The organism is Pseudomonas sp. FG-3G (genome assembly GCF_901007645.1).
Classification (GTDB): domain Bacteria; phylum Pseudomonadota; class Gammaproteobacteria; order Pseudomonadales; family Pseudomonadaceae; genus Aquipseudomonas; species Aquipseudomonas rhizophila.
The window spans coordinates 118,427-141,202 of sequence record NZ_CAAKGZ010000021.1; the positions used below are offsets into that span (position 1 = coordinate 118,427).

Below are 22,776 nucleotides of genomic sequence, written 5' to 3' on the forward strand. Positions count from 1 at the left end.
TCGCTGGGTAGCCAAAGAGCAGTCAAACGGGGAGCTCTGGGATCTGTTGCTTAACGGAGGAAATGCCCCGGTTCTCGTGCTTGAAGATTGTGATCTTGAACCGACCGTGGAGTCCTGTGTGCCTGGTGCCTTCTGGGCAGCAGGGCAGCAGGGCAGAATTGCATCGGCACTCAACGCATCCTTATACATCGTTCAATTTATGAAGATTTCCGTGAGCGTTTTGTCAGCCAAACCCGCGCTTTGGTAGTGGGTGATCCTGACCAGCGAGCAACGGATATAGGCCCAATGATTACGGAGCAGGCGGCGCGTCGTACCGAGCAATTGGTAAATGAGGCACTGGCCGAAGGTGCAGTTCTTTTGTGTGGGCACCATCGCCAAGTGGGAAGTTATGCGCCGACCGTGCTTGAGCATGTGAGACATAGCAGTACGATTTGGCAGCAGGAAGTCTTCGCGCCGGTCGTTATCCTGGAGCCTTTTGACCATCTGGATGATGCTGTTGCTCTGGCTAACGCAACAGAGTACAGCTTGCATGCAGGTCTTTTCACACGTGATATTTCCAAGGCTTTAAAACTAGCGAGTCAGATTGAAGCGGGTGGTGTGATGATCAATGACTCTTCCGACTATCGTTTCGATGCCATGCCTTTCGGTGGTTTTAAGTACGGAACTCTGGGACGCGAAGGTGTTCGATTTGCGTATGAGGACATGACACAGCCGAAAGTGGTCTGCATCAGCGAGCTGGATTAAACCGACAAAGTAGATTGCCATCGGCTCACATCGGGTGGACGCTTTTATCTGACGCCCGATGTCCCCTGTGCTAAAAATGGAAGTGGATCGCACGAACTTACGCAGAAGTGCACGCCCAATGCTTTGTGAGATATCCTGACCTCAGCTGTAAAGCGGTGAACGGACAACTTCTTTGGTTCACCCTTTCTCACATTTGCATGCAATCATTTACGAGGTTAACCATGTCCAAGCTCGCAGAATTCCGCCAACTCGAAAAGCATCTTGCAGAGCAGCTTCAAGCTCTCGAAGCGCTGAAGGGTGATGTTGGCCTGAAGAAAGAAATTGAATTCGAGACCAAGCTTCGCACATTGCTGGGTGAGTACAGCTACAGCCTGAAAGACGTGATCAACTTGCTGGATCCCCAGGCTGGTCATCGCGCTCCAGCCGTCGAGTCCAAAGCCGGCACCCGTCAGCCACGTAAATTGAAGATCTACAAAAATCCACACACCGGCGAAGTCGTCCAAACCAAAGGCGGCAACCACAAGACGCTGAAAGAGTGGAAAGCGCAGTACGGCTCCGACACCGTCGAGTCCTGGCTGAGTAAGTGATTTTGGTTTAAGTACAAAAGGGCCTGATACAGACTGTGTGAAAACCTAGCAATCTGCCCGGCCCTTTAAGAGAATGCTCCGTATCGGAAGATACGGAGCATTTTTCGTTATGGCCTACATCCAAGGAGAGTCTCGCAGCCAGACCAGTCTGTTCCCGGTCTCGCTGGAGGAACTGATCCCGGAAGATCACCTCGTACGGGTTATCGATCTGTATGTCGCTAGGCTCGATCTGGGCCAGCTCGGCTTTGAGAAAGCCCAGCCCAAGAGCGACTCGATATCCCGAACATCTTGAATCGGGAGTTCGATATTCCGGCACCCAACCAAGTGTGGTGCGGTGACATCACCTACATCTGGGCCCAGGGAAAATGGCATTACCTGGCTGTCGTGCTGGATCTTTGCACGCGCCGGGTGGTGGGCTGGGCGTTGTCGGAAAAGCCGGACGCCGATCTGGTTATCAAGGCGCTGGATATGGCTTACGAGCAACGAGGAAGACCTCAGAGCTTGCTGTTTCACTCGGATCAAGGGCCCAGTATGCGAGTCGTTCATTTCGCCAGCGATTGTGGCGTTATCGCATGCGCCAGTCCGGGGCGACGCTGCCCAGGTAGCGATCGACCAACAGCTTGGCGTGATCGAGCCGCATGCCTTTTTCGCGCCACAGGTTGAGCACCGATAGGTTACGGCGGCAGTCGATCACGTTCTGGTCGGTGTACTACAACAATGTATCGCAATGGCTGACGAAGGTGCGCAAGGCTTCGCTGTCGGTTCACCACGATGTGCTGGAAGTGTTGGCGCAGAGCTCTGAGCAGCATGTACAACTCGGCGGCGCTGGTGTACTCCAACGGTGGGTGTTCCTGGCTTACAGGCTGGTCGTTTGCCTATGGGTTTCCACTGCTTTTGTCCTATTTGTTGGCGCTGATGCGGTTTTGATCCAGGCTACCGGAAATCGTTGACCTACCTCAAAACTCGGTAATCGATGGTCTTATGCGTGTCTTCATAGACCGCCTAAGGGTCAGTTGAAGTCAGCAGCTTGGGTCAAAACCACATCAGCACCAACACATGGATGGAGTTGCCCCCTTGAATATGAAGATCTCAGCGCAGAAGACTAAATCCTCATAACTGGCATCGGGCGCCCAAATCTGGTCAAACCATGCGGTGTGTCCGGCACGCTGGCTTCCGGTAGATCAGCCAGTTTTCAGCCTAATGGTGGGCGCAACCAAGGAAGAGGCAGAATTAGTTGCAACCTTTCTGAACGCCAAAATTTTGTATTATCGCCCCTTCCCATTGGTTCCAAAGAATGAGTAGGTTCCGCCATCCGGTCCAATGCGGTATTGGCATTGCAATAGATTTTGGCGGGTCAGGCCGCCTGATTGGCCGCCTGCGAATGGTGGTCTTACGGCGAGAGCGATCATGTCCACCGACTGGACAAGGTGAAACACGTCCAACTGCGCCGCGCCGTCGAGCCAGGCCATACGGGCGATGACAAAAATAAGCATGACTTCGTCGTTGCCGTCATAGCGGCTGAAAGTTATACAAGAAATTGGGATCCGTACAGCTGTTTCTACCAGTTGTCCGATACCGTTTTGACGAGGTTGCACTTCGTTTGCAGAGGTCTAGTTTTGGACACTACTGACCAGCACAGGGAATGGGCAGGAGGGCTCTATGAGACTTCGAGGCGACATCTTCTGGGAGTGGGCAGACCCCGAGCTCCACTGCAGAACTCATGATGAACTCTTAATGATGGGACTCACATCGACGTACAAGTCAGGCTTTCGCGCGCCGGCGAAACGCAAATGTTCATCGGAATTTATGCCCCCGATGGCATGGCTTTGCATGAAGTGGCGGTTGACTCACACCCTGGCGAATCGATGACCAGAGTTTTGGCTTGGGGGTGTCGGTCGGGCTCGGCAGTTGGCTGCTGCTGATGGTCCGGCTATTCGTAAGTCAGCGTCCTCGAAATAGCGGTCAACCTTGAAGGGTGCAGGAGCGGTAAGTGGCGTGAATGAATGGTTCGAAAATTTGGCGTGGAGGTCTATCCCCAGCAGCCGGCTGTCTGACCGTTCGCAATGAGATACGGAGTACTGTCACACTGATGTCATGTGGTATGGGAACGATTCCGCTCCACTCACCAAACTATAAGTGTGACGTCATGCCTTCGATTGATGATTTTCGCTTCACCGCCCACCATCTTTTGCTCGATCTCGATGCAACTACCAATCATCTTATGATGCTAGTGGTTTCAAGCGAGGTTTCGGGGAGCCGATGGGATGAAGCGGTGTCCCGACACCAGAGTGCATATGTTGCTTGGGCTTCCATCGTAACCGGCGTTCAAACGGATCCGATGCCTGCTCTAGATGGTCGACCGGCCGATGGAAATACACCCTCGGCGGACTAACGATCAATGCAGGTTCTTTCGTCGATCGAGGGCCATGCGTTACGAAGCAATGTAGGTGTATATGCCAGCGTTCCGTCGAGGATCGCGTCTTTGATAGCCTCGACCCCCCATGTGTAATACCGGGATTCGACATCTACGCGTATCGCGCCATACGTTGTGCAGCATTCGCAGACTGATATCGACGATCACGTACGACGTGCCCCTTGATCGTCATGGTGACCAGTCCCAGGCGATCTTTGGTGGTGATCGCCGGTGCTGGTTCGCTGGTGCCGCTCACGTTCTCGGTACCGTAATAGCTGATCAGAAATACCGCGACCCGCAGTGCAACAGCTTCAACCTCTGGTGAAAGCTGAAATTCAACCAGCGTGCTTTTGCTGGCGCCACCGGCGGTGATGGTTGGCAGGGGCTCGTCCATTGCTTGGCCAACGCTGGCACCGAACTGGCGCTTCATGAAAGCAGTGCCCCGTCCGTGGTGAGTGCCGCCAGCGCTGATGGTGCATCAAAAAGGATGCGGCAGCATTCGATCCATGTCGACGAAATTTTTACATTCAAAACACGTGTAGGCATTGATGCGGTTTTGATCCAGGCTACCGGAAATCGTTGACCTACCTGAATACTCGGTAATCGATGGTCTTATGCGTGTCTTCATAGACCGCCTAGGGGTCAGCTGAAGTCAGCAGCTTGGGTCAAAACCGCACCAGCACCAACAGTCTACGAAACTAGGGGCGATTCACTCACCCGCACCATGCACCTTATTAAACTGGCTTCAGAACCCGACAACGTCGGTGATCCAGTTCCATTACAGTAAAGGTCAATATCTCCAGAAAACAGGAGTTACGAGTACCAACACCGTCAGGATTTCCAGCCTTCCTAGAAGCATTCCCACGGTCAGTAGCCATTTGGCGGCATCCGGTAATGTTGAGAAATTACCTGCCGGCCCAATGATCGTGCCCAACCCTGGCCCGACGTTACACACCGCCGTAGCGGCGCCACTTAAGGCAGTCGTCCAATCCAGCCCGATCAGAGCCAGCCCCAAGGCGATTATGGCAATGGTGACGGTGAAGAAAAACGAGAAGGTCAACAGCGAGCGCACGATCTCCTCGTCGATGGGATGACCGTTGTACTTCTTCTGAATCACGGCTCGAGGATGGATCAACTGCTTCAAACTACTGACCAGTAGGGCGGCAGCCACCTGAAAACGGAAGATTTTAAGACCACCTGCCGTTGAGCCTGAACATCCACCAACAAAAGTCAGATAGAAAAAAAGCAAGACAGCGAAGCTGCCCCATAACGTATAGTCGCCAACCGCAATACCGGTGGTCGTGACGACCGAAGTTACATTGACTGCCACGATACGAAACGCATCCCACCATCCGTAATCGCTGTGAAAACACAGCCAAGTACCTACAGCCAGCGATGTGACGAGCAAGAACCCAAGAAATCCGCGTACCTGGTGATCCTTGATCAGCGCACGCCGATGGCCCCGCAAGGTCGCAACGTACAAGGTAAAGGGCAGGCTGCCCAGAATCATGATGACCACGGCGACCCAGTGAATCACTGGCTGCGCCCAATGCCCAAGTGAGGCGTCCGACGTGGAGAATCCTCCAGTAGAGATCAACGACATGGCGTGGTTGATCGCTTCAAAAGGTGTCATCCCAGCGATCCAGAGTGCCAGGGCTCCGAAGCCAGTAAGTCCCAGATAGAGCAGCAGGATGTACTTAGCTGCCACATGGGAACGCGGCGTCACTTTCTCTGACCAGTCTGAGGACTCTGTTTGGAAAAGACGCATGCCGCCTACGCGCAGCAGTGGAAGGATCGCCACAGCCATGCCGATAAAACCGATGCCTCCCAACCAATGCAGCATGGAGCGCCAGATCAACAAGCCGGGAGAGGAGCTATCCAACCCGGTAAGGACAGTCGAGCCAGTGGTTGTGATGCCAGACATCGTTTCAAAGAATGCATCGGTGTAGCTGATATCGCTGATGAACACCATTGGCAACGCGGCGAAGGTGCACACAACGACCCAGCTTGCGGTAGTCAGCAGGTACATATCCCTAGGGCGAAGCTGGCCAGTATCCGGGCGCCCCCGCACGATCAACAGGAGGCCACAGATGAAGGTAATCAAACTCGACCAGAGAAAGGCCGACAGATCGTCGCTACGCTCATAGGCCACCAGTGTGATCATGGGGATGGCCATGCTTACGGCCAGTGTGATCAGAAAAATGCCTAAAATGAAACCGATAAGCCGCATGGCTGCGAGGGACATAAAAGTAGCCTGCCAAATTTGCACCGCGCAGTATCGGATGCTCAACCTCAAAGCCCCGTAAATTTTACGTAAAATTTTTACGGGCAATCAGTCAGTCTGCGTACGTCCAAGGATTTTCATTGAGTAACAGAGTCACAAAGGAGCAACGGCACTCAATGCGTGCCATCATAATGATGGCTTTTAATGATGCATTAACGGAGACGACGATGAGGCTAGAGCACGAAGTCACGGATAGCGCTCGACGGCGGTTTGGGCGCAGCAGCGTGTGACTTTTTCGAGAAGGGGGACTGTTGGGCCTTAGGCTGGGGGCATCCTTTTCAAACCATCCAAAGCCTGCCCTCAGATATGCCCCCGGGTGTCGAAATCCTCTGAAAGTAGATGGATCTCCATCATCTATGAAGAGGCAGAAATGATCAGTTGAACAGCCTGCCTGACGACGCCTAGAGGCTCTCAGGGTCGCCGAAGAACATTTGGACAGCGCTCTAGCACACTGGTTTCGGCCTGAAAAAATGGACAGATACCCCCAATAGTACCCCCAGTCGCACATCAAGGATCCAACATCGAGAATGGCGATTGCTGACAGACGTGCGGGATGAAAGCGCCTGGATCTCAGTGTACTCCGTATTGGGATTTGGCGAAGGGCCAGGGCCTATGCTGAGGGAGGTAAAGATGTTGGAATTTATCTGTAGTGGCGGTTGCCCGTACAACCGCCAGTCGGATGCCCGCAAACTGGATTGCCGATCGCCGCATGACCGATAAACCGCGTTTCCACGTCATCCTAGGTACACCCGCTCCGGAAACCCCGGCGGAACCAGTGCGCAAGCGTGTGCGTGCGATACCCGAGCCCGCGCTGATGGTTCAGTGCCACCGCTGCGGAGGCCGTGAGTCATCGAAACTAAGATCGGCGTGATGATTAAGAGCGGCAAGCCAACAGGCGGGCCCCAGGCGCTGATTGGCGTCTGCTGCCTAATCAAGGCTGAGCGCGTCATAGTTTCGTGATCGTTGACTGAGGGAAGGGATCTGCATATACAGTCCGCTCTTTCTATTGTTGGTTCGATAAGTCATGAGCGAAGAACGAGATATTCCCGAGCCCGAGCACGACCACCTGCTCGATCACGAATTCCATGATGACGAACCATGGGGCGAAGAAAACGCTCAAGCAATTTTTGACGAAGAAGGCGAAGAAGATGATGACGTTGATTTTCTTGATCAGATAGATCAAGAGGACTGCCCCGGCAGTATCTAACGGCTTCACGACACGCCACTAACCTAAATGGCCCGTCTTTCCGTACGGGTCTTCATGCTTTGAATCCAGCCCTGGTATCCGCTGGTTTTTTTGTCTGGAGAAAAGTGATGACCATCACCGAGAAAACCGCGACATCTTTGCCCGCACAATCTGGGGCGAGGCCCGCGGCGAATTGCCAGCCGGTAAAGTCGCCGTCGCCTGGACGATCCGCAACCGTGTGTTCGATGGAAAAGAAAAATCGTGGTGGGGGAGGGCTACGCGGGCGTGTGCCAGAAGGCGTACCAATTCAGTTGCTGGAACAGGAGCGATCCGAACTATCCCTTGCTAAGTAGTGCTCGGCAGATCGCATCCCGAGAGCTGGCGCAGGTTAGAATCGCCGCTGATCAGGTGATCGATGGGAGGGCGCCAGATCCTACGAGCGGAGCCACGCTGCAGCAACGGTAGCCCACCTTCAATGCATGTCAGCCCCGGGTAAGCTAGCCATGCTGCCTTTTCCGCCATTTAGCATTGGCTGTAGGCGAAGGTACTGCGTCTACCGGTCCGGCGCATGCGTTTTCGCATATCTGGACCACGGCAGCCGTTCGCCTATGTGTCACCTTCAGACAGGGCACAAGAGGTAATGCGGTCTTCATTCAGTCTGGCATTCGACACGCTTGGATAAAAAAGCAAAACCCTTTTTATTAGGGTCGATCGGTATGGTCCGCATTGCTAAGGTCTAACCTGGACTGTCGCAGTGAAACGTGAAGCTTTTACTATACTGAAAGACTGCGATAACAAAAGGAGGCACGCGGCAGATGCAACAGATTGACGCACGGGAGCTTTGGCGGGAGCTGGGCCCCGCATACTTTCGTGAGCTGTCGACTTTCGGTGCCATGCAAGATGCTGTGTTGCTGAATATGCTCATCGCGGGCCGTGTGCTGCAGCTCGAACGCGGCGAGATACTTTATACACTTGGTGAGCGCACAGGCTTCTTTTATATCGTCATTCGAGGCAGCATTAACAATTTTGTCCCTGGACAAGATGGATCCATGGTGCTCTCGCGTCACCACGAACCTGGTGATGATTTAGGCTTCGTACATATGATCAGCTTGAACAACCGTACTGCGACAGCAATTGCTGAGGAAGATGCAGTCATCCTCGAGGTCAGTATCGAACAGTTCTTTGTGCTTCATGAACAGGAGCCTGATGCTTTTGGCTTGCTGCTGCTCAACCTCACCCGAGGAATGGCCCGTACCATTATTAGAATGGCCGACAAGATTGTGGAACTGGATAAAAAGCTGTACATGATCTCGACCATTAGTCCGAAGCAGTAGAACCGGCTGTTGCCGCAAATAGCGGTAACCAGGTTGATCACACCAAGGCCTGGAGTCTACAGGTTGACGCCGGTCTCGCGGATCAGGTGACCATAGGTAGCGGCCATGAAGTCCGTGGTCTACTCATAGCGGGTAAGGGGCGGCATGTTCTTCAAATTGAGAAGGCATTCCAACAGGTCGAGATTTTCCTCATCAGGAATGCTTGCGACTTACACAGTCTCTCAAGCGCGCAAGCATCATCCACGTTAGTCGCCTCGTGTGAATTGAAGGCGGAAATTACGTCACTGATGTTTCACGGCTTTAATCCGCATCAAAACCTTCAGCAATACCATTGCTGCGATAGGCGTCATGACCATCACTGCCGTTCTCTGCGACACGTCCACTCCAAGCACGTGGATGCCCGAGTACAGCAATTTGAACAGGCTCAGCACGTAGTAGGTGATGGCGATGATGGAGAGGCCTTCGACCGCCCGCTGGATCTTGATCTGCGCATCGGCTCGGGCATTAAGGCTTTTCAGGATTTCGGCGTTCTGTTCTTCCATTTCCACCTGAACGCGAGCCTGCAGGAGTTCACCCAGATTGGCCACGCTCTTGGCCAGTACGTCGAGCCGCTGTTCCGTCACGGCGCAGTACCTTACCGTCGGCTTGAAGCGCCGCTCGATGAAGATGCCCATGCGCTGGCAATCACCTGCGTGATTCTCCCGCAGCTCTGCCATACGCTCGAAGACCAGTTGCGCGTAGGCTTGAGTGGCGCTGAAACGGTGACGGTGCTTGGCTGAGAGGCTGACGACCTTCGCCGACAGGGCTGCAATTTCTGTCAGCAGCTCCTTTGCATTACTCGAATCGGGAGCTGCATTTCGCTCCGACAGCTCGGCCAGTTTTTTATCGAAAACATTGAGCTGCGAACTCAGCTGCTTGGCCGCTGGCAGCGAGAGCGAGGCCATCATGCGATAGGTTTCGATCTCGAGCAGCCGACGAATCATGCGCCCCTGGCGGTAGGCGTTCAGGTGATTGTTGATGAACAGAAACCGGTTTTCGCCGTCTTCGCCAAGCCTGAAATCGCTCCAAGCCGCCGCATCGCCGCCGCCGATGGAAGAACCGCAAGGGTCCTTGAATCCGTACTCCGCGTGATCACCGTTCCAGGATTGCTTGTTGCGTACCACAATTTGCACGCGATTGATCAGCAGTTGGGCGTAAGGGCTGATCTTGGCCGCGAGGGCCTCAGGCAAGGCAATCCAGTTCGGGTTTTCCGCGCAGGTGGGCACGACGTAGGTGAGGGTGAAGAACTCCGCGTGCCGCTCCCATTTCAGCGAGTGCCCATCTAGCTTGATGATGCCCTGGGGCATGTCATCGGCAACCGGTTCGCTGTAGAAACTATCAAGCAGTGCCTGCCGTTCGCTGTCACTGCCCAGGATGGCCAGGTGAAACACATGGGCCGGCTCGCTGAAGTACAGGGAAGGGCGGGCGTGCAGTTCGTTGTGAAGCGTATGTCGTAGCGGGTGCATGGTGGGCTATGCCTTGAGCGCTGAATCCTTGCCGCTGGTGATAATGCCCAGGACAAAGTGGGTCAGGATATCCGTGAGTTTTTGTTCTGGGACATCCATGCGTTGCCAGAGGGACTGACCATAGAGCATACCGATCACGGCTTCTGTGATCAGACCTGTACGGTCACTGATGGCGTTACGGCCGGTTTCGTCACATTCAGCGGAAATGATGGTGCTCAGCAGGGCGGCGTAGTTGCTCTTGAGCTGGTTGATTTCCCGTTGTTGCTCATCGGTCAGGTTGACGAACTCTCGGGTGACCAGCAGAAGCCGGTGCTTCTCGGCCAGGTTGAAAACCACGAAGGCATGCACGAAGCGTTGAAGGCGGTCGCGGTGCGTCCTGGCGCCGCGCATGCGTCGCTTGGTATCGGCGAGCAGGTCGGAGACTGCGCCTTCGATCAGCTCGAACAACAGGCACTGTTTGTTCTCGATATGGTTGTACAACGAGCCGGCATGCAGCCCCAGCTGACTGGCCAGATCCCGCAGGCCGATGGCCTGGTAGCCGCGCGTCGCAAAGAGCTCCAGTGCCACATCAAGCAGGCGATCGCGGGCGCTATTGGGTACGAGTTTCGAAGAGACGGTGGCCGCAGGCATGGTGCTGTCCTGTGTGCTTGTTCTGGAGGCTTGCCGAGCATTGTCGGACAAAATCGGTTTGACCAAATGTAAGACAACAGGCATCTTACGTAAAGACTAATCGCGGAGGTGTTTTATGGATGGGCAAACGGTCGTAATCGTCGGTGGCGCTTCGGGTTTGGGGCTGGAAACGGCCAAGCTGATGCGCAAGCGTGGCGCAGCCAAAATCGGCATTATCGATAGAAATGAGCAGTTGATGGCTGCCGCGGCAGAGATGCTGCGTGCCGAGGGTTGCGAAGTAGCGACGGCAGCGGGGGATATCTCCCGGCAGGCGTCTGCCCATGGTGCTTTCCAGCAGATCGTCGATGCGCTGGGCCGTGTGGATTGTCTGGTCAACAGCGCCGCGATCTACCCGCGCAAGGACATTTTCGAGATCACCGACGAAGAGTGGGATCTGGAAAACGCCGTCAACATCAAAGGCACCTATCACATGATGGTGGCGGCGGTTAAACACATGCAGGCCTACGTGGCGGCGCCTGCTGTCACCGGTCGTATCGTCAATGTCACCTCGGTCGATGCTTTCAAGGCCCATCCGCAAAACGCTCACTACGCCGCGACCAAGGCCGCGGTGGTCAGCCTGACCAAATCCTTTGCCCAGGCCTGCGCCAAGGACCAGATCCTGGTCAACTCGGTCGCTCCTGCCGGCTTTGCCACCGAGCGTGCCAAACAACTGGGTTTCCTTGGCGAACTGGCTGCCGCCAACCCGCTGGGGCGCGCTGCCGAGCCTGTGGAAATTGCCGAATGGATCGTCATGCTGGGCAGCAGCCGCAACAGCTACGCTACGGGTGAAAACGTGATCGTCAGCGGAGGCTACATCTATGCCTGATTCAGTGTCGGTGCCGGCGATTTACCGTCGGGCCCTGGTCACCGGTGCCACCAGCGGCATCGGCAAGGCCGTGGTGCTGGCGTTACGCGATGCAGGCATGCAGGTGATTGCGGTCGGTCGCAGTCCTGAAGCGCTGGCCGAATTGCGCGCGGAACCGGGCGTGACCGTGGTAGAGGCGGATGTGCGCCAGGTCGAGGCTTTCACGGAGGTTCTCGAACGCTACCCGGTGGATGTGCTAGTCAACAACGCCGGGGTGCTGTCGACGCGTTCGTCCTTCCAGGAGATGGACCCGGCGGAAATCGACAACATGCTCGATATCAACCTGAAAGCGCCTTTGCACCTGACGCGCAAGGCGCTGCCGGGAATGATCGAGCGTGGTCATGGTCATCTGTTCTATATCGGGTCGAGTGCCGGTCGGGCGCCACATCCCGGGGCTGCAGTGTATGGCGCGTCCAAGGCCGGCATCAGTTTGTTCTGCGACGCCTTGCGCTGCGATTTGCTTGGCAGTGGGGTGAGGGTGACGGAAATCGCACCCGGCAGAGTCCAGACGCAGCTGTACAAAAACGCCATGGGCATGCAGGCCGCAGGTGCCGAATTGTACGAAGGCTATGAGTCGATCATGCCAGAAGATATCGCGACCTTGCTGCTGTCAGCGTTGAGCCTGCCGCAGGCAGTGGACGTATCGCGCCTGGAAGTTTTCCCGACCGCTCAAGCGGTGGGCGGGGCGCGCATGGTCAAGACCAAGGGTTGATGAAAAGGCCGGGACTTCATCGATCCCGGCCGACCGTTTCACAGAGGTCTGAACAAGCAAAGTACCGAGTCACAATGCTTGACTGCCTGTAAGACAACATATAACTTACATTTCATGCAGGCTTGATTGCCTCTTGTCATGAAACCGGGAATTTCAGGGGATACGACGATGACTGCGACTTCATGCCGGGTCGGCGTGGACATAGGTGGGACCTTTACCGATATCGCGCTGGATGTAGGCGGGGTATTGCATTCAACCAAAATTCTTACCGACTATGAGCTGCCAGAGCGCGCCATTCTCACCGGTGTGAAAAGTGTCATCGATGCAGCCGGCCTGAAGCTGTCCGACATTGATCAACTGATCCACGGCACCACACTGGCCACCAACGCGCTGATTGAGCGCCGTGGCGCCAGGACTGCATTTATTACCACCGAAGGTTTTCGCGACACGCTGGAAATGCGCACCGAAAACCGCTTCGAACAGTACGACATCAATATCACCCTGCCGCCGCCACTGATTGAACGTGAGCACCGCTACACCCTGCGTGAGCGCTTGGATGTACACGGAGATGTGCTGATCGCCCCGGCGCCGGCTGATATCGATGCACTGGTTGAGCGAGTGGCCGAGGGCAATTACGAGAGCATCGCGGTCGGCCTGATTCACAGCTACGTCAATGGTGCCCACGAACGCCTGCTGCGCGACGCTTTGCAACGCCGCCTACCGAAGGTGTCGGTCTCGATCTCCAGCGAAGTCTCGCCGCAGATGCGTGAGTTCGAACGCTTCAACACCGTGTGCGCCAACGCCTACGTCAAGCCGCTGATCAAGTCTTACCTCGATCGCCTGGTGGTGACACTCAAGCAGTCTGGCGCCGACTGCCCGGTGTTCATGATTCACTCCGGTGGCGGGATCATCTCGGTGCAGAGTGCCGCGGAATTTCCCGTGCGCCTGGTCGAATCCGGCCCCGCCGGTGGTGCAATTTTCGCCGCCGACATCGCACGCAAATACTCGCTGGATTCGGTGGTGTCCTTCGACATGGGTGGCACCACGGCGAAGATTTGCCTGATCGAAAACCAGGTGCCGAAAACCGCCAAGACCTTTGAAGTGGCGCGTACCTATCGCTTCAAGAAGGGCAGTGGCATGCCAATCTCGATCCCGGTGGTGGAGATGGTGGAAATCGGTGCCGGCGGTGGCTCCATCGCCAGTATCGACAGCATGCGCCAGATTCGCGTGGGTCCGCACAGTGCCGGTTCCGAGCCGGGCCCTGCCTGTTACGGTCGTGGCGGTCTGGAGCCGACCATCACCGATGCCAACCTGTTGCTGGGGCGCCTCGATCCCGACAACTTCGCCGGCGGCGCCATGCGCCTGTCCATCGATAACGCCGCTTCGGCCACCGCACGAGTCATCGGTGCGCCGCTGAACATGGAGGCGGTCACCGCGGCCTACGGTGTCTGTGAAGTGGTCGATGAAAACATGGCCAACGCCGGCCGCGTGCATGCGGTCGAAAGCGGCAAGGACATCGCCGAGTACACCATGATCACCTTTGGTGGCGGTGGCCCACTGCACGCCGCGCGCTTGTGCGAAAAAATGGGTGTGTCGCGCTTCCTGGTGCCGGCGGGCGCCGGTGTCGGCTCGGCCATCGGCTTCCTGCGCGCTCCGTTCGGCTACGAAGCAGTGCGCAGTGCCTTTGTGCGCCTCTCGGTATTCGATGCAACCCAGGTCAATGCCTTGATCGACGATATGAAGGCCGAGTCCATCGGCTTCCTGCGTCAGGGCATGCCTGAAGGCGAACCCGAGCTGGAGTGCACCGCGTTCATGCGCTATGTCGGCCAGGGTTGGGAAATTCCCGTGGCACTGCCGTTCAAGCCTTTCAGCAACAGTGACACCGCACAGTTCAAAGCTTTGTTTGAAGCGGCCTACACCCAGTTCTTCGGTCGTCCGATCGAAGGGCCTGATGTCGAGATTGTCAGCTGGTCGGTCAAGGCCAGTTCACCGCTGTTGCCGGTGCAGCCGATTCAGCAGATCAGTGCGTCGCACCGGGCCCATGAGGTGTCGCGTCGCGAGGTCTTCGACGTTGTCAGCGGTGGTTTCGTCGATGCCGGCATCTTCCAGCGCGAAGAGCTGCAGCCGGGTGCTCGAGTTGATGGTCCGGCCATCATCGCCGAGCGCGAAACCTCGACTTTCGTGTCGTCCTCCTTTACCGCCACCGTTCAGCCTGACGGCTGCCTGCTGGTTGTCCGGCGCTAAGCCTCACTTGCATAGAAGGCGATTTTTACCATGAGCGATACCTTGATCGATATTCAAATGCAGGTGATGTGGAATCGCCTGATTTCGGTGGTTGAAGAACAGGCACTGACCCTTATTCGCACTGCGTTCTCCACCAGTGTGCGCGAAGCCGGCGACTTGTCGGCCGGGGTCTTCGACCGTGCCGGCAACATGCTTGCCCAGGCGGTCACCGGTACGCCTGGACACGTCAATACCATGGCCGAGGCAGTGGTGCATTTCATCAATGACATCGGCCAGGACAACATCTTCGAAGGCGATGTCTATGTGACCAACGACCCCTGGAAGGGCACCGGTCACCTGCACGACATCACCATCGTTTCGCCCTCGTTCTACAAGGGCAAGCTGATCGGCTATTTCGCCAGTACCGCCCACGTCGTCGATATCGGCGGTCGCGGTTTTGGTCCCGACGCCCGTGAGGTCTACGAAGAAGGCCTGTTCATTCCGATCATGAAGCTGTTCGAGCGTGGCAAGGTCAATCGTGACCTGATCAACATCCTGCGCAACAACGTGCGTGAGAACGATCGAGTGGTCGGTGACTTCTACGCGCTGTCGGCCTGCAACGAGACCGGCCACAAGCGCCTGCTGAGCATGCTTGAAGAGTTCCGCCTGGAAGACCTGGAGCACATCGGTGGCTTCATTCTGGAGCACAGTCGCCGTGCGACCCTGGAGTGCTTCAAGTCGCTGCCCCACGGCACCTACCAGAACAGCATGACCCTGGACGGCTACGACGTTCCGGTGACGCTGTCGGTAACCCTGACGGTCGGACCGGACGGCATCCTCACGGACTTCAACGGTACTTCCGGCATGAGCCAGTTCGGTATCAACGTGCCGCTGGGCTATGCCAAGGCTTACGCCTGCTACGGTCTCAAGTGCATCGTCGCGCCCGAGATTCCGAACAACTCAGCGTCGCTGGCGCCGTTCGATGTTGTGGCACCCGAAGGCTGCATTCTCAACGCCAAGCATCCGGCGCCGGTATCGGTGCGTCACGTGCTGGGGCACTTCGTACCCGATCTGGTGCTCGGTGCGCTACACAAGTGCCTCCACGGCCAGGTACCGGCCGAGGGGGCCAGTGCACTGTGGAACCTGCACCTGAGCGTTCGCCCTCTGGAAAGCAACCCCGATGGACGCAATGCCGAAATGCTGATGTTCAACAGCGGTGGCATGGGCGCACGAGCGGCGAAGGATGGCTTGAGTGCCACGGCGTTCCCGAGCGGTGTGCACACCATGCCGGTCGAAGCGACCGAGCATGCCGGGCCGGTGATTGTCTGGCGCAAAGAGCTGCGTAATGGTTCGGGTGGTGCCGGTCAGTTGCGCGGCGGCCTGGGGCAGGAGATCGAAGTCTCGGCTGCCGAGGGTTATTCGTTCCGCTTCAGCGCCATGTTTGACCGCGTGCACTATCCGGCCCGTGGCCTGGAAGGCGGCAAGGAGGGCGCCAAGGGTTATGCCGGTCTGGACGACGGCACCTTGCTGCGCGGCAAAGGCCAGCAGTTCGTGCCCGCCGAGCGTCGGCTGATTCTGAGTCTTCCGGGCGGAGGCGGTTATGGCGATCCGCGTCAGCGTCCGCGGGAAGACGTCGAGCGCGATCTGCGCTTTGGCTACATCAGCGCCGAGCAGGCGCGTGACGATTATGGCTATGAAGCCGGGCAGGGGATCAAGTGATGGAATTTCAAAGTTCGCGAGTCAGGACAGTCAAGAGTTCGCCCAGCATGGCGGTGTCGGTCCTGGCCAAGAAAATGCTCGCCCAGGGCGAGCCGGTGATCAATCTCAGCCTGGGCGAGCCGGATTTCAATACGCCGGCCCACGTGATCGAAGCGGCGCATCAGGCGATGCTGGCGGGCAATAACCACTACACAGCGCCCAACGGTTACGAAGTGCTGCGCCAGGCCATCGTCGACAAGTTCGCCCGTGAAAACGACCTGAACTACGGCCTGGATGAAATCTGCGTCGCCAACGGTGCCAAGCAGCTGCTGTTCAACGCTTTCCTGGCCACCCTCGAGCCAGGCGACGAGGTCATCACGCCGGCCCCTTATTGGGTGTCCTACACCGACATGGCGCTGCTCAATGGTGGTGTGCCCAAGGTCATTCCCTGCGGCTCCGAGTATGGCTTCAAGCTCGACGCCGCCCGGTTGGAAGCGGCCATTACGCCGAAGACGCGCTGGCTGATGCTCAATTCGCCGAACAACCCTTGTGGTGCGATTTATTCCCGTGAGGAGTTCGCCGCACTGGGCGAGGTATTGAAGAAGCACCCGCGGATTCTGGTGATCTCCGATGAGATCTACGAGCACATCATCCTCGGTGACAAGCCCTTTGTGCCGTTCGTGACCGCCTGCCCTCAGTTGCGCGAACGCACGCTGCTGATCAATGGCGTGTCCAAGGCCTATGCGATGACGGGCTATCGCCTGGGGTATGCCGCAGGTCCCAAGGAACTGATCGTGGCGATGAACAAGACCCAGTCGCAAACCACGACTTGTCCCTCGGCCATCTCGCAGTTGGCAGCAGCCGCTGCCTTGAGCGGCCCGCAGGATTTCGTCCGTGAGGCCAATCGCGAGTATCAGGCCCGCGGTGCCATGGTTGTCGAAGGTCTGGCGGCCATTGAAGGACTGGAATTGCAGATGCCTGAAGGGGCGTTCTATGCCTTCCCCAAATGTGGCGCGTTCATTGGCAAGCGCACGCCGGAGGGCGAGGTGATCGAAACCGACACCGATCTCTCCAACTACCTGCTGCGTGTCGGCAAGGTGGCGACCGTGCCCGGTTCTGCATTCGGTCTGGAACCCTATATTCGTTTGTCTTTCGCGACCTCGCGTCAGCAGCTGGAGCAGGCCATCGAGCAGATGCGCGATGCGCTGGCCTTGCTTGTCTGAGCGTAGCAATAACCTGATTGAGTAGAGATTTTTCTGATGAGCAAGCCATTCAAACGACTGTTGATTACCGGTGCTGCCGGCCGCCTGGGCAAGGTGCTGCGTGAACATCTGCGCGCCTTCGCCGATGAACTGCGCCTGACCGATATCGCCGACATGGGCACTGCGGCACCCCATGAGGAATTGGTGCGCTGCGACCTGGGTAATCTGGCCGATGTGCTGCCACTGGCCGAGGGGGTCGATGCGATCGTCCATGCCGGCGGTATCCCGTTGGAGAACACCTTCGCCTCGATTCTCAACGGCAATATCGTCGGCACTTACAACATCTACGAAGCCGCGCGTCAGCACGGTGTGAAGCGGGTGATCTACACCAGCTCCAACCATGCCATCGGCTTCTATGACCGTACCGAAACCATCGACTCCACGGTCCCGCATCGCCCGGACAGCCTGTACGGCGTGAGCAAATGCTTTGCAGAAGACCTGGGGCGTTACTACTGGGACAAGTTCGGTGTCGAGTCGGTGAACCTGCGCATCGGTTCTTCCTTCGAGGAGCCTCTGGATCGCCGCATGCTGGCGACCTGGCTGTCGTTCGCCGACTTCGCGCAACTGGTGGAGCGTTCGCTGACCGCGCCGCGTGTCGCGCACATGATCGTTTACGGCATGTCCGCCAACCGCGAGTCGCTGTGGGATAACCGCACGGCGTCCTCGATCGGTTACGTGCCCAAGGACAGCGCCGAAACCTATCGCGAGAAAATCGAGGCGAAATTCCCGCCACTGGATCCGAATGAACCCGCTGCTCGCTACCACGGCGGCAACTTTGCCGGCGCCGGTCATTTCGAAGATCCGAAATAACGTCTCTCATCGAATTTTCAGAGGTCCGAACCATGGCTTCGACAGCTACAAAGCAACACTACGATGTCGTTATTGTCGGCGGCGCCGTGAATGGCAGTGCGACGGCTTACTTTCTGGCCAACAACCCGGACTTCACAGGCTCCGTGCTTGTGGTCGAGCGTGACTGGACTTACGCGCAATCGGCCACTGCCCTATCCAGCAGTTCGATCCGGGTGCAGTTTTCCAACCCAATCAACATCCAGATTTCCCGTTTTGGCGCGCAATTCATCCGCGACTTCGGGGACCTGATGGAAGTGGGTGGCGACAAGCCGGACCTGAACTTCAAGGAAAACGGCTATCTGTTCCTGGCCGACCAGAAGGGTTTCGAGGTGCTCAAGCGTCTGCACCAGACCCAGCTGGATAACGGTGCCGACGTCACGCTGATGGACACCGAGGCGCTGGTCCGGCGCTTCCCCTGGGTGAATCCCGACAATCTGGCGGGTGGCACTTATGGCGAGAAGGACGAGGGCTGGTTCGACAACTACGGGATCATGAATGGCTTTCGCAAGAAGGCGCGTTCGCTGGGCGTGGAATACATCGAGAACGAAGTGGTCGAGGTCCTGCGCAAAGGCGACCTGGTCACCGGCGTGACCCTGGCCAATGGCGATCGCATCAGTTGTGACTACATCGTCAACACTGCTGGCACTCGCGGGCCATCGGTAGCACGGATGGCCGGCTTGCAGATCCCGGTCGAGCCGCGTCGGCGCTCGCTGTTCGTCTTCGACTGTCACACGCCGCTGGAAGGCGTGGTGCCGCTGACGATCGATCCGACTGGTGTCTTCTTCCGCCCCGAAGGTCATCTGTACCTGGGCGGGACCTATCCCAAGGTCGATCCGGAAGTGGCCTTCGATGACTTCGACGTGTTGCACGACGAATTCGAGGAAGAAGTCTGGCCGATTCTCGCCGAGCGGGTGCCTGCGTTCGAGGCGATCAAAGTGGTCAACTCCTGGGCCGGTCACTACGACTTCTGTGTGCTGGACCACAACGCAATCGTCGGTCCGCACAACGAAGTGCGCAACTTCCTCTTTTGCAATGGCTTCAGCGGACACGGCCTGCAGCAGGCGCCCGCTATCGGTCGCGGCTTGAGCGAACTGATCACTTACGGCGAATACCGCAGCCTGGACCTGAATGCGCTGTCTTACGAGCGCGTGGTTGAAAACCGCCCCTTTTTGGAAGACTCGGTCATCTGACTGCGTGGCCTGATGGAGAACACCGATGACTAACAACAATTCCACGGCAACCCGCACGGGCGGTCAAGTACTGGTCGATGCATTGCGTATCAATGGCGTCGATCGTGCCTTCTGTGTGCCTGGTGAAAGCTATCTGGCGGTGCTCGATGCACTGCATGATGCCAAGGACGACATCGAGCTAATCGTCTGCCGTCAGGAGGGTGGGGCGGCGTACATGGCGGAGGCCTACGGCAAGCTGACGGGCAAGCCGGGCATCTGTTTCGTGACGCGTGGCCCTGGTGCAACCAACGCTTCAGTAGGCGTGCACACTGCGTTTCAGGATTCCACGCCAATGATTCTGTTCATCGGCCAGGTGGCCCGTGATCAGGTCGAGCGTGAGGCTTTTCAAGAGATCGACTATCGCCGAATGTTCGGTCAGATGGCCAAATGGGTCGTAGAGGTTGACGACGCCGCACGCCTGCCGGAACTGCTCAGCCAGGCCTTCCACCGCGCTACCAATGGTCGGCCGGGGCCGGTGGTCGTGGCGCTGCCAGAAGACATGCTGACAGATCTGGTGGACGTCATTGATGCCGGCCCGGCGCAAGTCATCGAGCCTGCCGCCTCGCCAGCTGCGCTTGAGCAGCTGCAATGCCTGATCGGTCAGGCACAGCGTCCGTTGGTGGTGCTCGGTGGCGGAGGCTGGAGCGCGGAAGCGGTGTGCGATGTCCGTACCTTCATCGAGAAGCAGAACCTGCCGGTGGCGGCATCGTTCCGCTGCCAGGATCTGTTCAACAATACGCTGCCCAACTACGCCGGTGACCTGGGTCTGGCGGCCGGCCCCGAATTGGTCGAGGCGGTAAAAAATTCGGATCTGTTGCTGGTGTTTGGCGCACGTCTGGGCGAGATGACCACTGGCGGCTACTCGCTGGTTAACATTCCGGTGCCGAAGCAGAAGCTGGTACATGTGCATGCGGGCATCGAGGAGTTGGGGCGGGTGTATCAGCCGACCCTGGCGATCAATGCCGGGATGAAAACCTTTGCCGCTCAGGTGGCTGAATTGCCGGTGGTCAATCCGCAAGGGCTGGCTGACTGGACCGCGCAACTCAACCGTGGCTACCGCGCAAACTTCGATTGCCCAGCGTCGCCGGGGCCGGTGCAGATGAGCAAGGTCATCGCCTGGCTCAATGATCGTTTGCCCCATGACAGCATCATCACCTGCGGTGCGGGGAACTACACCGGCTGGGTACACCGCGGCTATCAACACCGGACGTTCCGTACGCTGCTGGGTCCTACCAACGGCTCGATGGGCTACGGCGTACCGGCGGCAGTGGCGGCCAAGATCACGGCGCCCGAGCGCATGGTGGTGGCGTTCGCCGGTGACGGCTGTTTCCTCATGAATGGCCAGGAGCTGGCTACGGCTGCCAACTATGACGCACGGCTGGTGGTGATCGTGGTGAATAACGGCATGTACGGCACCATCCGCATGCACCAGGAGCGCACTTACCCTGGTCGCGTCTCCGGGACGGAGTTGCATAACCCGGACTTCGCGATGCTGGCCCGTTCTTACGGTTTCCATGCCGAAACCGTCGTGGCGACCGAGCAGTTCGCCGAGGCCTTCGAGCGCTGTGTTGCTTCGCAGAAGCCGGCGTTGATCGAGATCCAGGTCGATCCGGAAGCACTGACCCCGCGAATGACCTTGAGCCAGATACGCGAAAAAGCCCTCGCTTCGCGCTAATTAACCTCGGGCGGGACGGATTGATCGTCCCGCCTTTTTTTTGCCCTCAATTTATACGAGCACCTCATCATGAGACTTGCCGATCCTGAACTGCTGCGTGAGTTTTGCTACATCGATGGTCACTGGGTAGCGGCTGACAACGGTCAAACCATCGAGGTGACCAACCCGGCCACCGGTGAATTGATCGGGCGTGTGCCGCGCATGGGCGCCAACGAAACCCGTCGCGCAATCGAAGCGGCACAGGCTGCGCTGCCCGCCTGGCGCGCGCTCACCGCCAAGGAGCGAGCATCGCGACTGCAAGCCTGGTTTCGCGAAATCATGGCGCATCAGCAAGACCTGGCGCAGATCATGACCGCCGAGCAAGGCAAGCCCCTGACCGAAGCGCGGGGTGAAATTGCCTTCGCCGCCGCTTATGTGGAGTGGTACGCGGAGGAGGGCAAACGTCTCTATGGCGATGTGATTCCGTCGCCCCATGCTGATCGGCGCCTGATCGTGACCAAGGAGCCTATAGGCGTCTGTGCTGCGATTACCCCGTGGAATTTCCCGGCGGCGATGATCACTCGCAAGGCTGCGCCTGCCTTGGCGGCGGGCTGTACGCTTGTGCTGAAACCGGCTTCGCAAACGCCGTTCAGTGCGCTGGCGCTGTGTGTGCTGGCTGAGCGTGCCGGCATTCCTCGTGGTGTGTTGAGTGTCGTGACCGGTGATTCAGGGGCGATTGGCGGCGAGCTGACGTCCAGCCCGATCGTGCGCAAACTGTCGTTCACCGGGTCCACGCCGATTGGCATCAAACTGCTCGAGCAATGCGCTGCGACGGTGAAAAAAGTCACCATGGAACTGGGCGGCAATGCGCCGTTCATTGTGTTTGACGACGCGGATCTTGACGCGGCAGTTGAGGGCGCGCTGATCGCCAAGTTCCGCAACGCCGGGCAAACCTGCGTATGCGCCAACCGGTTCTATATCCAGGACGGCATCTACGATCGTTTCGTCGAAAAATTTGCTGCCCGTATCAAAGCCCTGGCAGTGGGTGAGGGCACTCAAGCCGGCATTGAGGTCGGTCCGATGATCGACATCAAGGCACTGGCCGGTGTTGAATCCATGGTGACAGAGGCCCGTGAAGCCGGGGCCCGGGTAGTGGCGGGAGGCAAGCGGCACGCCTTGGGTGGCGCGTTCTACGAGCCGACCTTGCTGGCCGACGTTACGGCCGATATGCGGGTGGCGCAGGAGGAGATTTTCGGGCCGGTGGCGCCGTTGTTCCGCTTCAGCAGCGAGAGCGAAGTGATCGCTCTAGCCAACGCCACGGAGTTCGGCTTGGCCTGCTACGTCTATGCCCGTGATCTTGGGCGTGTGTGGCGTGTGTCGGAGGCGCTGGAGTACGGCATGGTGGGGGTCAACGTCGGGGTACTGGCAACCGAGGTCGCGCCCTTCGGCGGCGTCAAATCTTCGGGCCTGGGCCGCGAAGGATCGCGCTACGGTATCGAAGATTACGTCGAGATCAAATATCTGTGCCTGGGGCTTGGCTGACGGGGTGAAACAGCAGGGCG

Annotated in this window: 16 protein-coding genes and 6 pseudogenes; 16 read left to right on the plus strand and 6 right to left on the minus strand. The window is 57.7% G+C overall.

Annotated features, from left to right (window positions below):
* Positions 1–55: 55 nt before the first annotated feature.
* From PSEUDOMOFG3G_RS12885 to PSEUDOMOFG3G_RS12900, 4 genes and pseudogenes are all read left to right on the plus strand, one after another.
* A pseudogene (locus tag PSEUDOMOFG3G_RS12885) lies at positions 56–744 on the plus strand (aldehyde dehydrogenase family protein); the annotation flags it as partial.
* 221 nt (positions 745–965) lie between these two features.
* Entirely contained in the window at positions 966–1,331 is a 366-nt protein-coding gene (locus tag PSEUDOMOFG3G_RS12890) for a histone-like nucleoid-structuring protein, MvaT/MvaU family (RefSeq protein ID WP_139050170.1), read from the plus strand.
* Between the two features lie 109 nt (positions 1,332–1,440).
* Positions 1,441–1,599 (plus strand): annotated as a pseudogene (locus PSEUDOMOFG3G_RS12895) (IS5/IS1182 family transposase); the annotation flags it as partial.
* A pseudogene (locus tag PSEUDOMOFG3G_RS12900) lies at positions 1,596–1,915 on the plus strand (DDE-type integrase/transposase/recombinase); the annotation flags it as partial. The pseudogenes PSEUDOMOFG3G_RS12895 and PSEUDOMOFG3G_RS12900, both read left to right, overlap by 4 nt.
* Here PSEUDOMOFG3G_RS12900 and PSEUDOMOFG3G_RS12905 read toward each other — a convergent pair.
* Both PSEUDOMOFG3G_RS12905 and PSEUDOMOFG3G_RS12910 read right to left on the minus strand, forming a co-directional pair.
* Positions 1,912–2,173, minus strand: a pseudogene (locus tag PSEUDOMOFG3G_RS12905) (pilus assembly protein); the annotation flags it as partial. The pseudogenes PSEUDOMOFG3G_RS12900 and PSEUDOMOFG3G_RS12905 sit on opposite strands and share 4 nt — an antisense overlap.
* A 423-nt stretch (positions 2,174–2,596) precedes the next feature.
* Positions 2,597–2,926 carry a hypothetical protein gene (locus PSEUDOMOFG3G_RS12910; RefSeq protein WP_180062754.1) on the minus strand — a complete coding sequence of 110 codons (330 nt, stop codon included), beginning with the start codon at positions 2,924–2,926 and terminating at the stop codon, positions 2,597–2,599.
* 64 nt (positions 2,927–2,990) lie between these two features.
* Between PSEUDOMOFG3G_RS12910 and PSEUDOMOFG3G_RS28035 the strand changes: the two are divergent.
* Positions 2,991–3,290, plus strand: a pseudogene (locus tag PSEUDOMOFG3G_RS28035) (hypothetical protein).
* 472 nt (positions 3,291–3,762) lie between these two features.
* Here PSEUDOMOFG3G_RS28035 and PSEUDOMOFG3G_RS12915 read toward each other — a convergent pair.
* A pseudogene (locus PSEUDOMOFG3G_RS12915) lies at positions 3,763–4,219 on the minus strand (hypothetical protein); the annotation flags it as partial.
* Positions 4,220–4,534: 315 nt separating this feature from the next.
* Positions 4,535–5,989, minus strand: coding sequence for a TrkH family potassium uptake protein (locus PSEUDOMOFG3G_RS12920; RefSeq protein ID WP_139050172.1), 1,455 nt, complete (start codon positions 5,987–5,989; stop codon positions 4,535–4,537).
* Between the two features lie 1,063 nt (positions 5,990–7,052).
* Between PSEUDOMOFG3G_RS12920 and PSEUDOMOFG3G_RS12925 the strand changes: the two genes are divergently transcribed.
* Together PSEUDOMOFG3G_RS12925 and PSEUDOMOFG3G_RS12930 are read left to right on the plus strand one after the other, a co-directional pair.
* Positions 7,053–7,235: a hypothetical protein gene (locus PSEUDOMOFG3G_RS12925; protein WP_139050173.1), complete on the plus strand. Its 183-nt coding sequence runs from the start codon at positions 7,053–7,055 to the stop codon at positions 7,233–7,235.
* A gap of 794 nt (positions 7,236–8,029) precedes the next feature.
* Positions 8,030–8,548, plus strand: coding sequence for a cyclic nucleotide-binding domain-containing protein (locus PSEUDOMOFG3G_RS12930; protein WP_139050174.1), 519 nt, complete (start codon positions 8,030–8,032; stop codon positions 8,546–8,548).
* Between the two features lie 281 nt (positions 8,549–8,829).
* On the opposite strand, the gene PSEUDOMOFG3G_RS12935 is transcribed toward PSEUDOMOFG3G_RS12930, so the two are convergent.
* Together PSEUDOMOFG3G_RS12935 and PSEUDOMOFG3G_RS12940 are read right to left on the minus strand one after the other, a co-directional pair.
* Positions 8,830–10,053, minus strand: a complete 1,224-nt coding sequence (locus tag PSEUDOMOFG3G_RS12935; RefSeq protein WP_139050175.1) for a DUF3422 domain-containing protein — start codon at positions 10,051–10,053, stop codon at positions 8,830–8,832.
* A gap of 6 nt (positions 10,054–10,059) precedes the next feature.
* Positions 10,060–10,683, minus strand: a complete 624-nt coding sequence (locus PSEUDOMOFG3G_RS12940) for a TetR/AcrR family transcriptional regulator (RefSeq protein ID WP_139050176.1) — start codon at positions 10,681–10,683, stop codon at positions 10,060–10,062.
* Between the two features lie 115 nt (positions 10,684–10,798).
* Here PSEUDOMOFG3G_RS12940 and PSEUDOMOFG3G_RS12945 point away from each other — a divergent pair, with 115 nt between their 5' ends.
* The 9 genes from PSEUDOMOFG3G_RS12945 to gabD all read left to right on the plus strand — a co-directional run bounded on the left by PSEUDOMOFG3G_RS12945 (position 10,799) and on the right by gabD (position 22,756).
* A complete protein-coding gene (locus tag PSEUDOMOFG3G_RS12945; protein ID WP_139050177.1) occupies positions 10,799–11,548 on the plus strand; it encodes an SDR family NAD(P)-dependent oxidoreductase in 750 nt (249 codons plus the stop codon).
* Positions 11,541–12,299, plus strand: a complete 759-nt coding sequence (locus PSEUDOMOFG3G_RS12950; protein ID WP_139050178.1) for an SDR family oxidoreductase — start codon at positions 11,541–11,543, stop codon at positions 12,297–12,299. The genes PSEUDOMOFG3G_RS12945 and PSEUDOMOFG3G_RS12950 overlap by 8 nt, the downstream gene beginning before the upstream one ends.
* Positions 12,300–12,467: 168 nt before the next feature.
* The gene (locus PSEUDOMOFG3G_RS12955; protein ID WP_139050179.1) at positions 12,468–14,543 is read left to right on the plus strand and encodes a hydantoinase/oxoprolinase family protein; all 2,076 of its coding nucleotides are present in this window, start codon (positions 12,468–12,470) and stop codon (positions 14,541–14,543) included.
* A 30-nt stretch (positions 14,544–14,573) separates the two neighbouring features.
* Positions 14,574–16,241 carry a hydantoinase B/oxoprolinase family protein gene (locus tag PSEUDOMOFG3G_RS12960; RefSeq protein WP_139050180.1) on the plus strand — a complete coding sequence of 556 codons (1,668 nt, stop codon included), beginning with the start codon at positions 14,574–14,576 and terminating at the stop codon, positions 16,239–16,241.
* Complete coding sequence (locus tag PSEUDOMOFG3G_RS12965; protein ID WP_139050181.1) at positions 16,241–17,443, plus strand: pyridoxal phosphate-dependent aminotransferase; 1,203 nt, start codon at positions 16,241–16,243, stop codon at positions 17,441–17,443. The genes PSEUDOMOFG3G_RS12960 and PSEUDOMOFG3G_RS12965 overlap by 1 nt, the downstream gene beginning before the upstream one ends.
* A 36-nt stretch (positions 17,444–17,479) precedes the next feature.
* A complete protein-coding gene (locus PSEUDOMOFG3G_RS12970; protein ID WP_139050182.1) occupies positions 17,480–18,292 on the plus strand; it encodes an NAD(P)-dependent oxidoreductase in 813 nt (270 codons plus the stop codon).
* Between the two features lie 32 nt (positions 18,293–18,324).
* The gene (locus PSEUDOMOFG3G_RS12975) at positions 18,325–19,521 is read left to right on the plus strand and encodes an FAD-binding oxidoreductase (RefSeq protein WP_139050183.1); all 1,197 of its coding nucleotides are present in this window, start codon (positions 18,325–18,327) and stop codon (positions 19,519–19,521) included.
* Positions 19,522–19,546: 25 nt separating this feature from the next.
* The gene (locus PSEUDOMOFG3G_RS12980) at positions 19,547–21,235 is read left to right on the plus strand and encodes a thiamine pyrophosphate-binding protein (RefSeq protein WP_139050184.1); all 1,689 of its coding nucleotides are present in this window, start codon (positions 19,547–19,549) and stop codon (positions 21,233–21,235) included.
* A gap of 69 nt (positions 21,236–21,304) precedes the next feature.
* Positions 21,305–22,756 carry an NADP-dependent succinate-semialdehyde dehydrogenase gene (gene gabD, locus PSEUDOMOFG3G_RS12985; RefSeq protein ID WP_139050185.1) on the plus strand — a complete coding sequence of 484 codons (1,452 nt, stop codon included), beginning with the start codon at positions 21,305–21,307 and terminating at the stop codon, positions 22,754–22,756.
* Positions 22,757–22,776 lie beyond the last annotated feature (20 nt).

What these genes read in the sequence shown, in the direction of transcription:
- PSEUDOMOFG3G_RS12975 (WP_139050183.1), top strand. Translation starts at nt 18,325, where the DNA reads ATGGCTTCGACAGCTACAAAGCAACACTACGATGTCGTTATTGTCGGC.
- PSEUDOMOFG3G_RS12925 (WP_139050173.1), top strand. Translation starts at nt 7,053, where the DNA reads ATGAGCGAAGAACGAGATATTCCCGAGCCCGAGCACGACCACCTGCTC.
- PSEUDOMOFG3G_RS12950 (WP_139050178.1), top strand. Translation starts at nt 11,541, where the DNA reads ATGCCTGATTCAGTGTCGGTGCCGGCGATTTACCGTCGGGCCCTGGTC.
- PSEUDOMOFG3G_RS12890 (WP_139050170.1), top strand. Translation starts at nt 966, where the DNA reads ATGTCCAAGCTCGCAGAATTCCGCCAACTCGAAAAGCATCTTGCAGAG.
- PSEUDOMOFG3G_RS12970 (WP_139050182.1), top strand. Translation starts at nt 17,480, where the DNA reads ATGAGCAAGCCATTCAAACGACTGTTGATTACCGGTGCTGCCGGCCGC.
- PSEUDOMOFG3G_RS12965 (WP_139050181.1), top strand. Translation starts at nt 16,241, where the DNA reads ATGGAATTTCAAAGTTCGCGAGTCAGGACAGTCAAGAGTTCGCCCAGC.
- PSEUDOMOFG3G_RS12935 (WP_139050175.1), bottom strand. Translation starts at nt 10,053, where the DNA reads ATGCACCCGCTACGACATACGCTTCACAACGAACTGCACGCCCGCCCT.
- PSEUDOMOFG3G_RS12955 (WP_139050179.1), top strand. Translation starts at nt 12,468, where the DNA reads ATGACTGCGACTTCATGCCGGGTCGGCGTGGACATAGGTGGGACCTTT.
- PSEUDOMOFG3G_RS12930 (WP_139050174.1), top strand. Translation starts at nt 8,030, where the DNA reads ATGCAACAGATTGACGCACGGGAGCTTTGGCGGGAGCTGGGCCCCGCA.
- PSEUDOMOFG3G_RS12980 (WP_139050184.1), top strand. Translation starts at nt 19,547, where the DNA reads ATGACTAACAACAATTCCACGGCAACCCGCACGGGCGGTCAAGTACTG.
- PSEUDOMOFG3G_RS12920 (WP_139050172.1), bottom strand. Translation starts at nt 5,989, where the DNA reads ATGTCCCTCGCAGCCATGCGGCTTATCGGTTTCATTTTAGGCATTTTT.
- gabD (WP_139050185.1), top strand. Translation starts at nt 21,305, where the DNA reads ATGAGACTTGCCGATCCTGAACTGCTGCGTGAGTTTTGCTACATCGAT.
- PSEUDOMOFG3G_RS12945 (WP_139050177.1), top strand. Translation starts at nt 10,799, where the DNA reads ATGGATGGGCAAACGGTCGTAATCGTCGGTGGCGCTTCGGGTTTGGGG.
- PSEUDOMOFG3G_RS12960 (WP_139050180.1), top strand. Translation starts at nt 14,574, where the DNA reads ATGAGCGATACCTTGATCGATATTCAAATGCAGGTGATGTGGAATCGC.
- PSEUDOMOFG3G_RS12940 (WP_139050176.1), bottom strand. Translation starts at nt 10,683, where the DNA reads ATGCCTGCGGCCACCGTCTCTTCGAAACTCGTACCCAATAGCGCCCGC.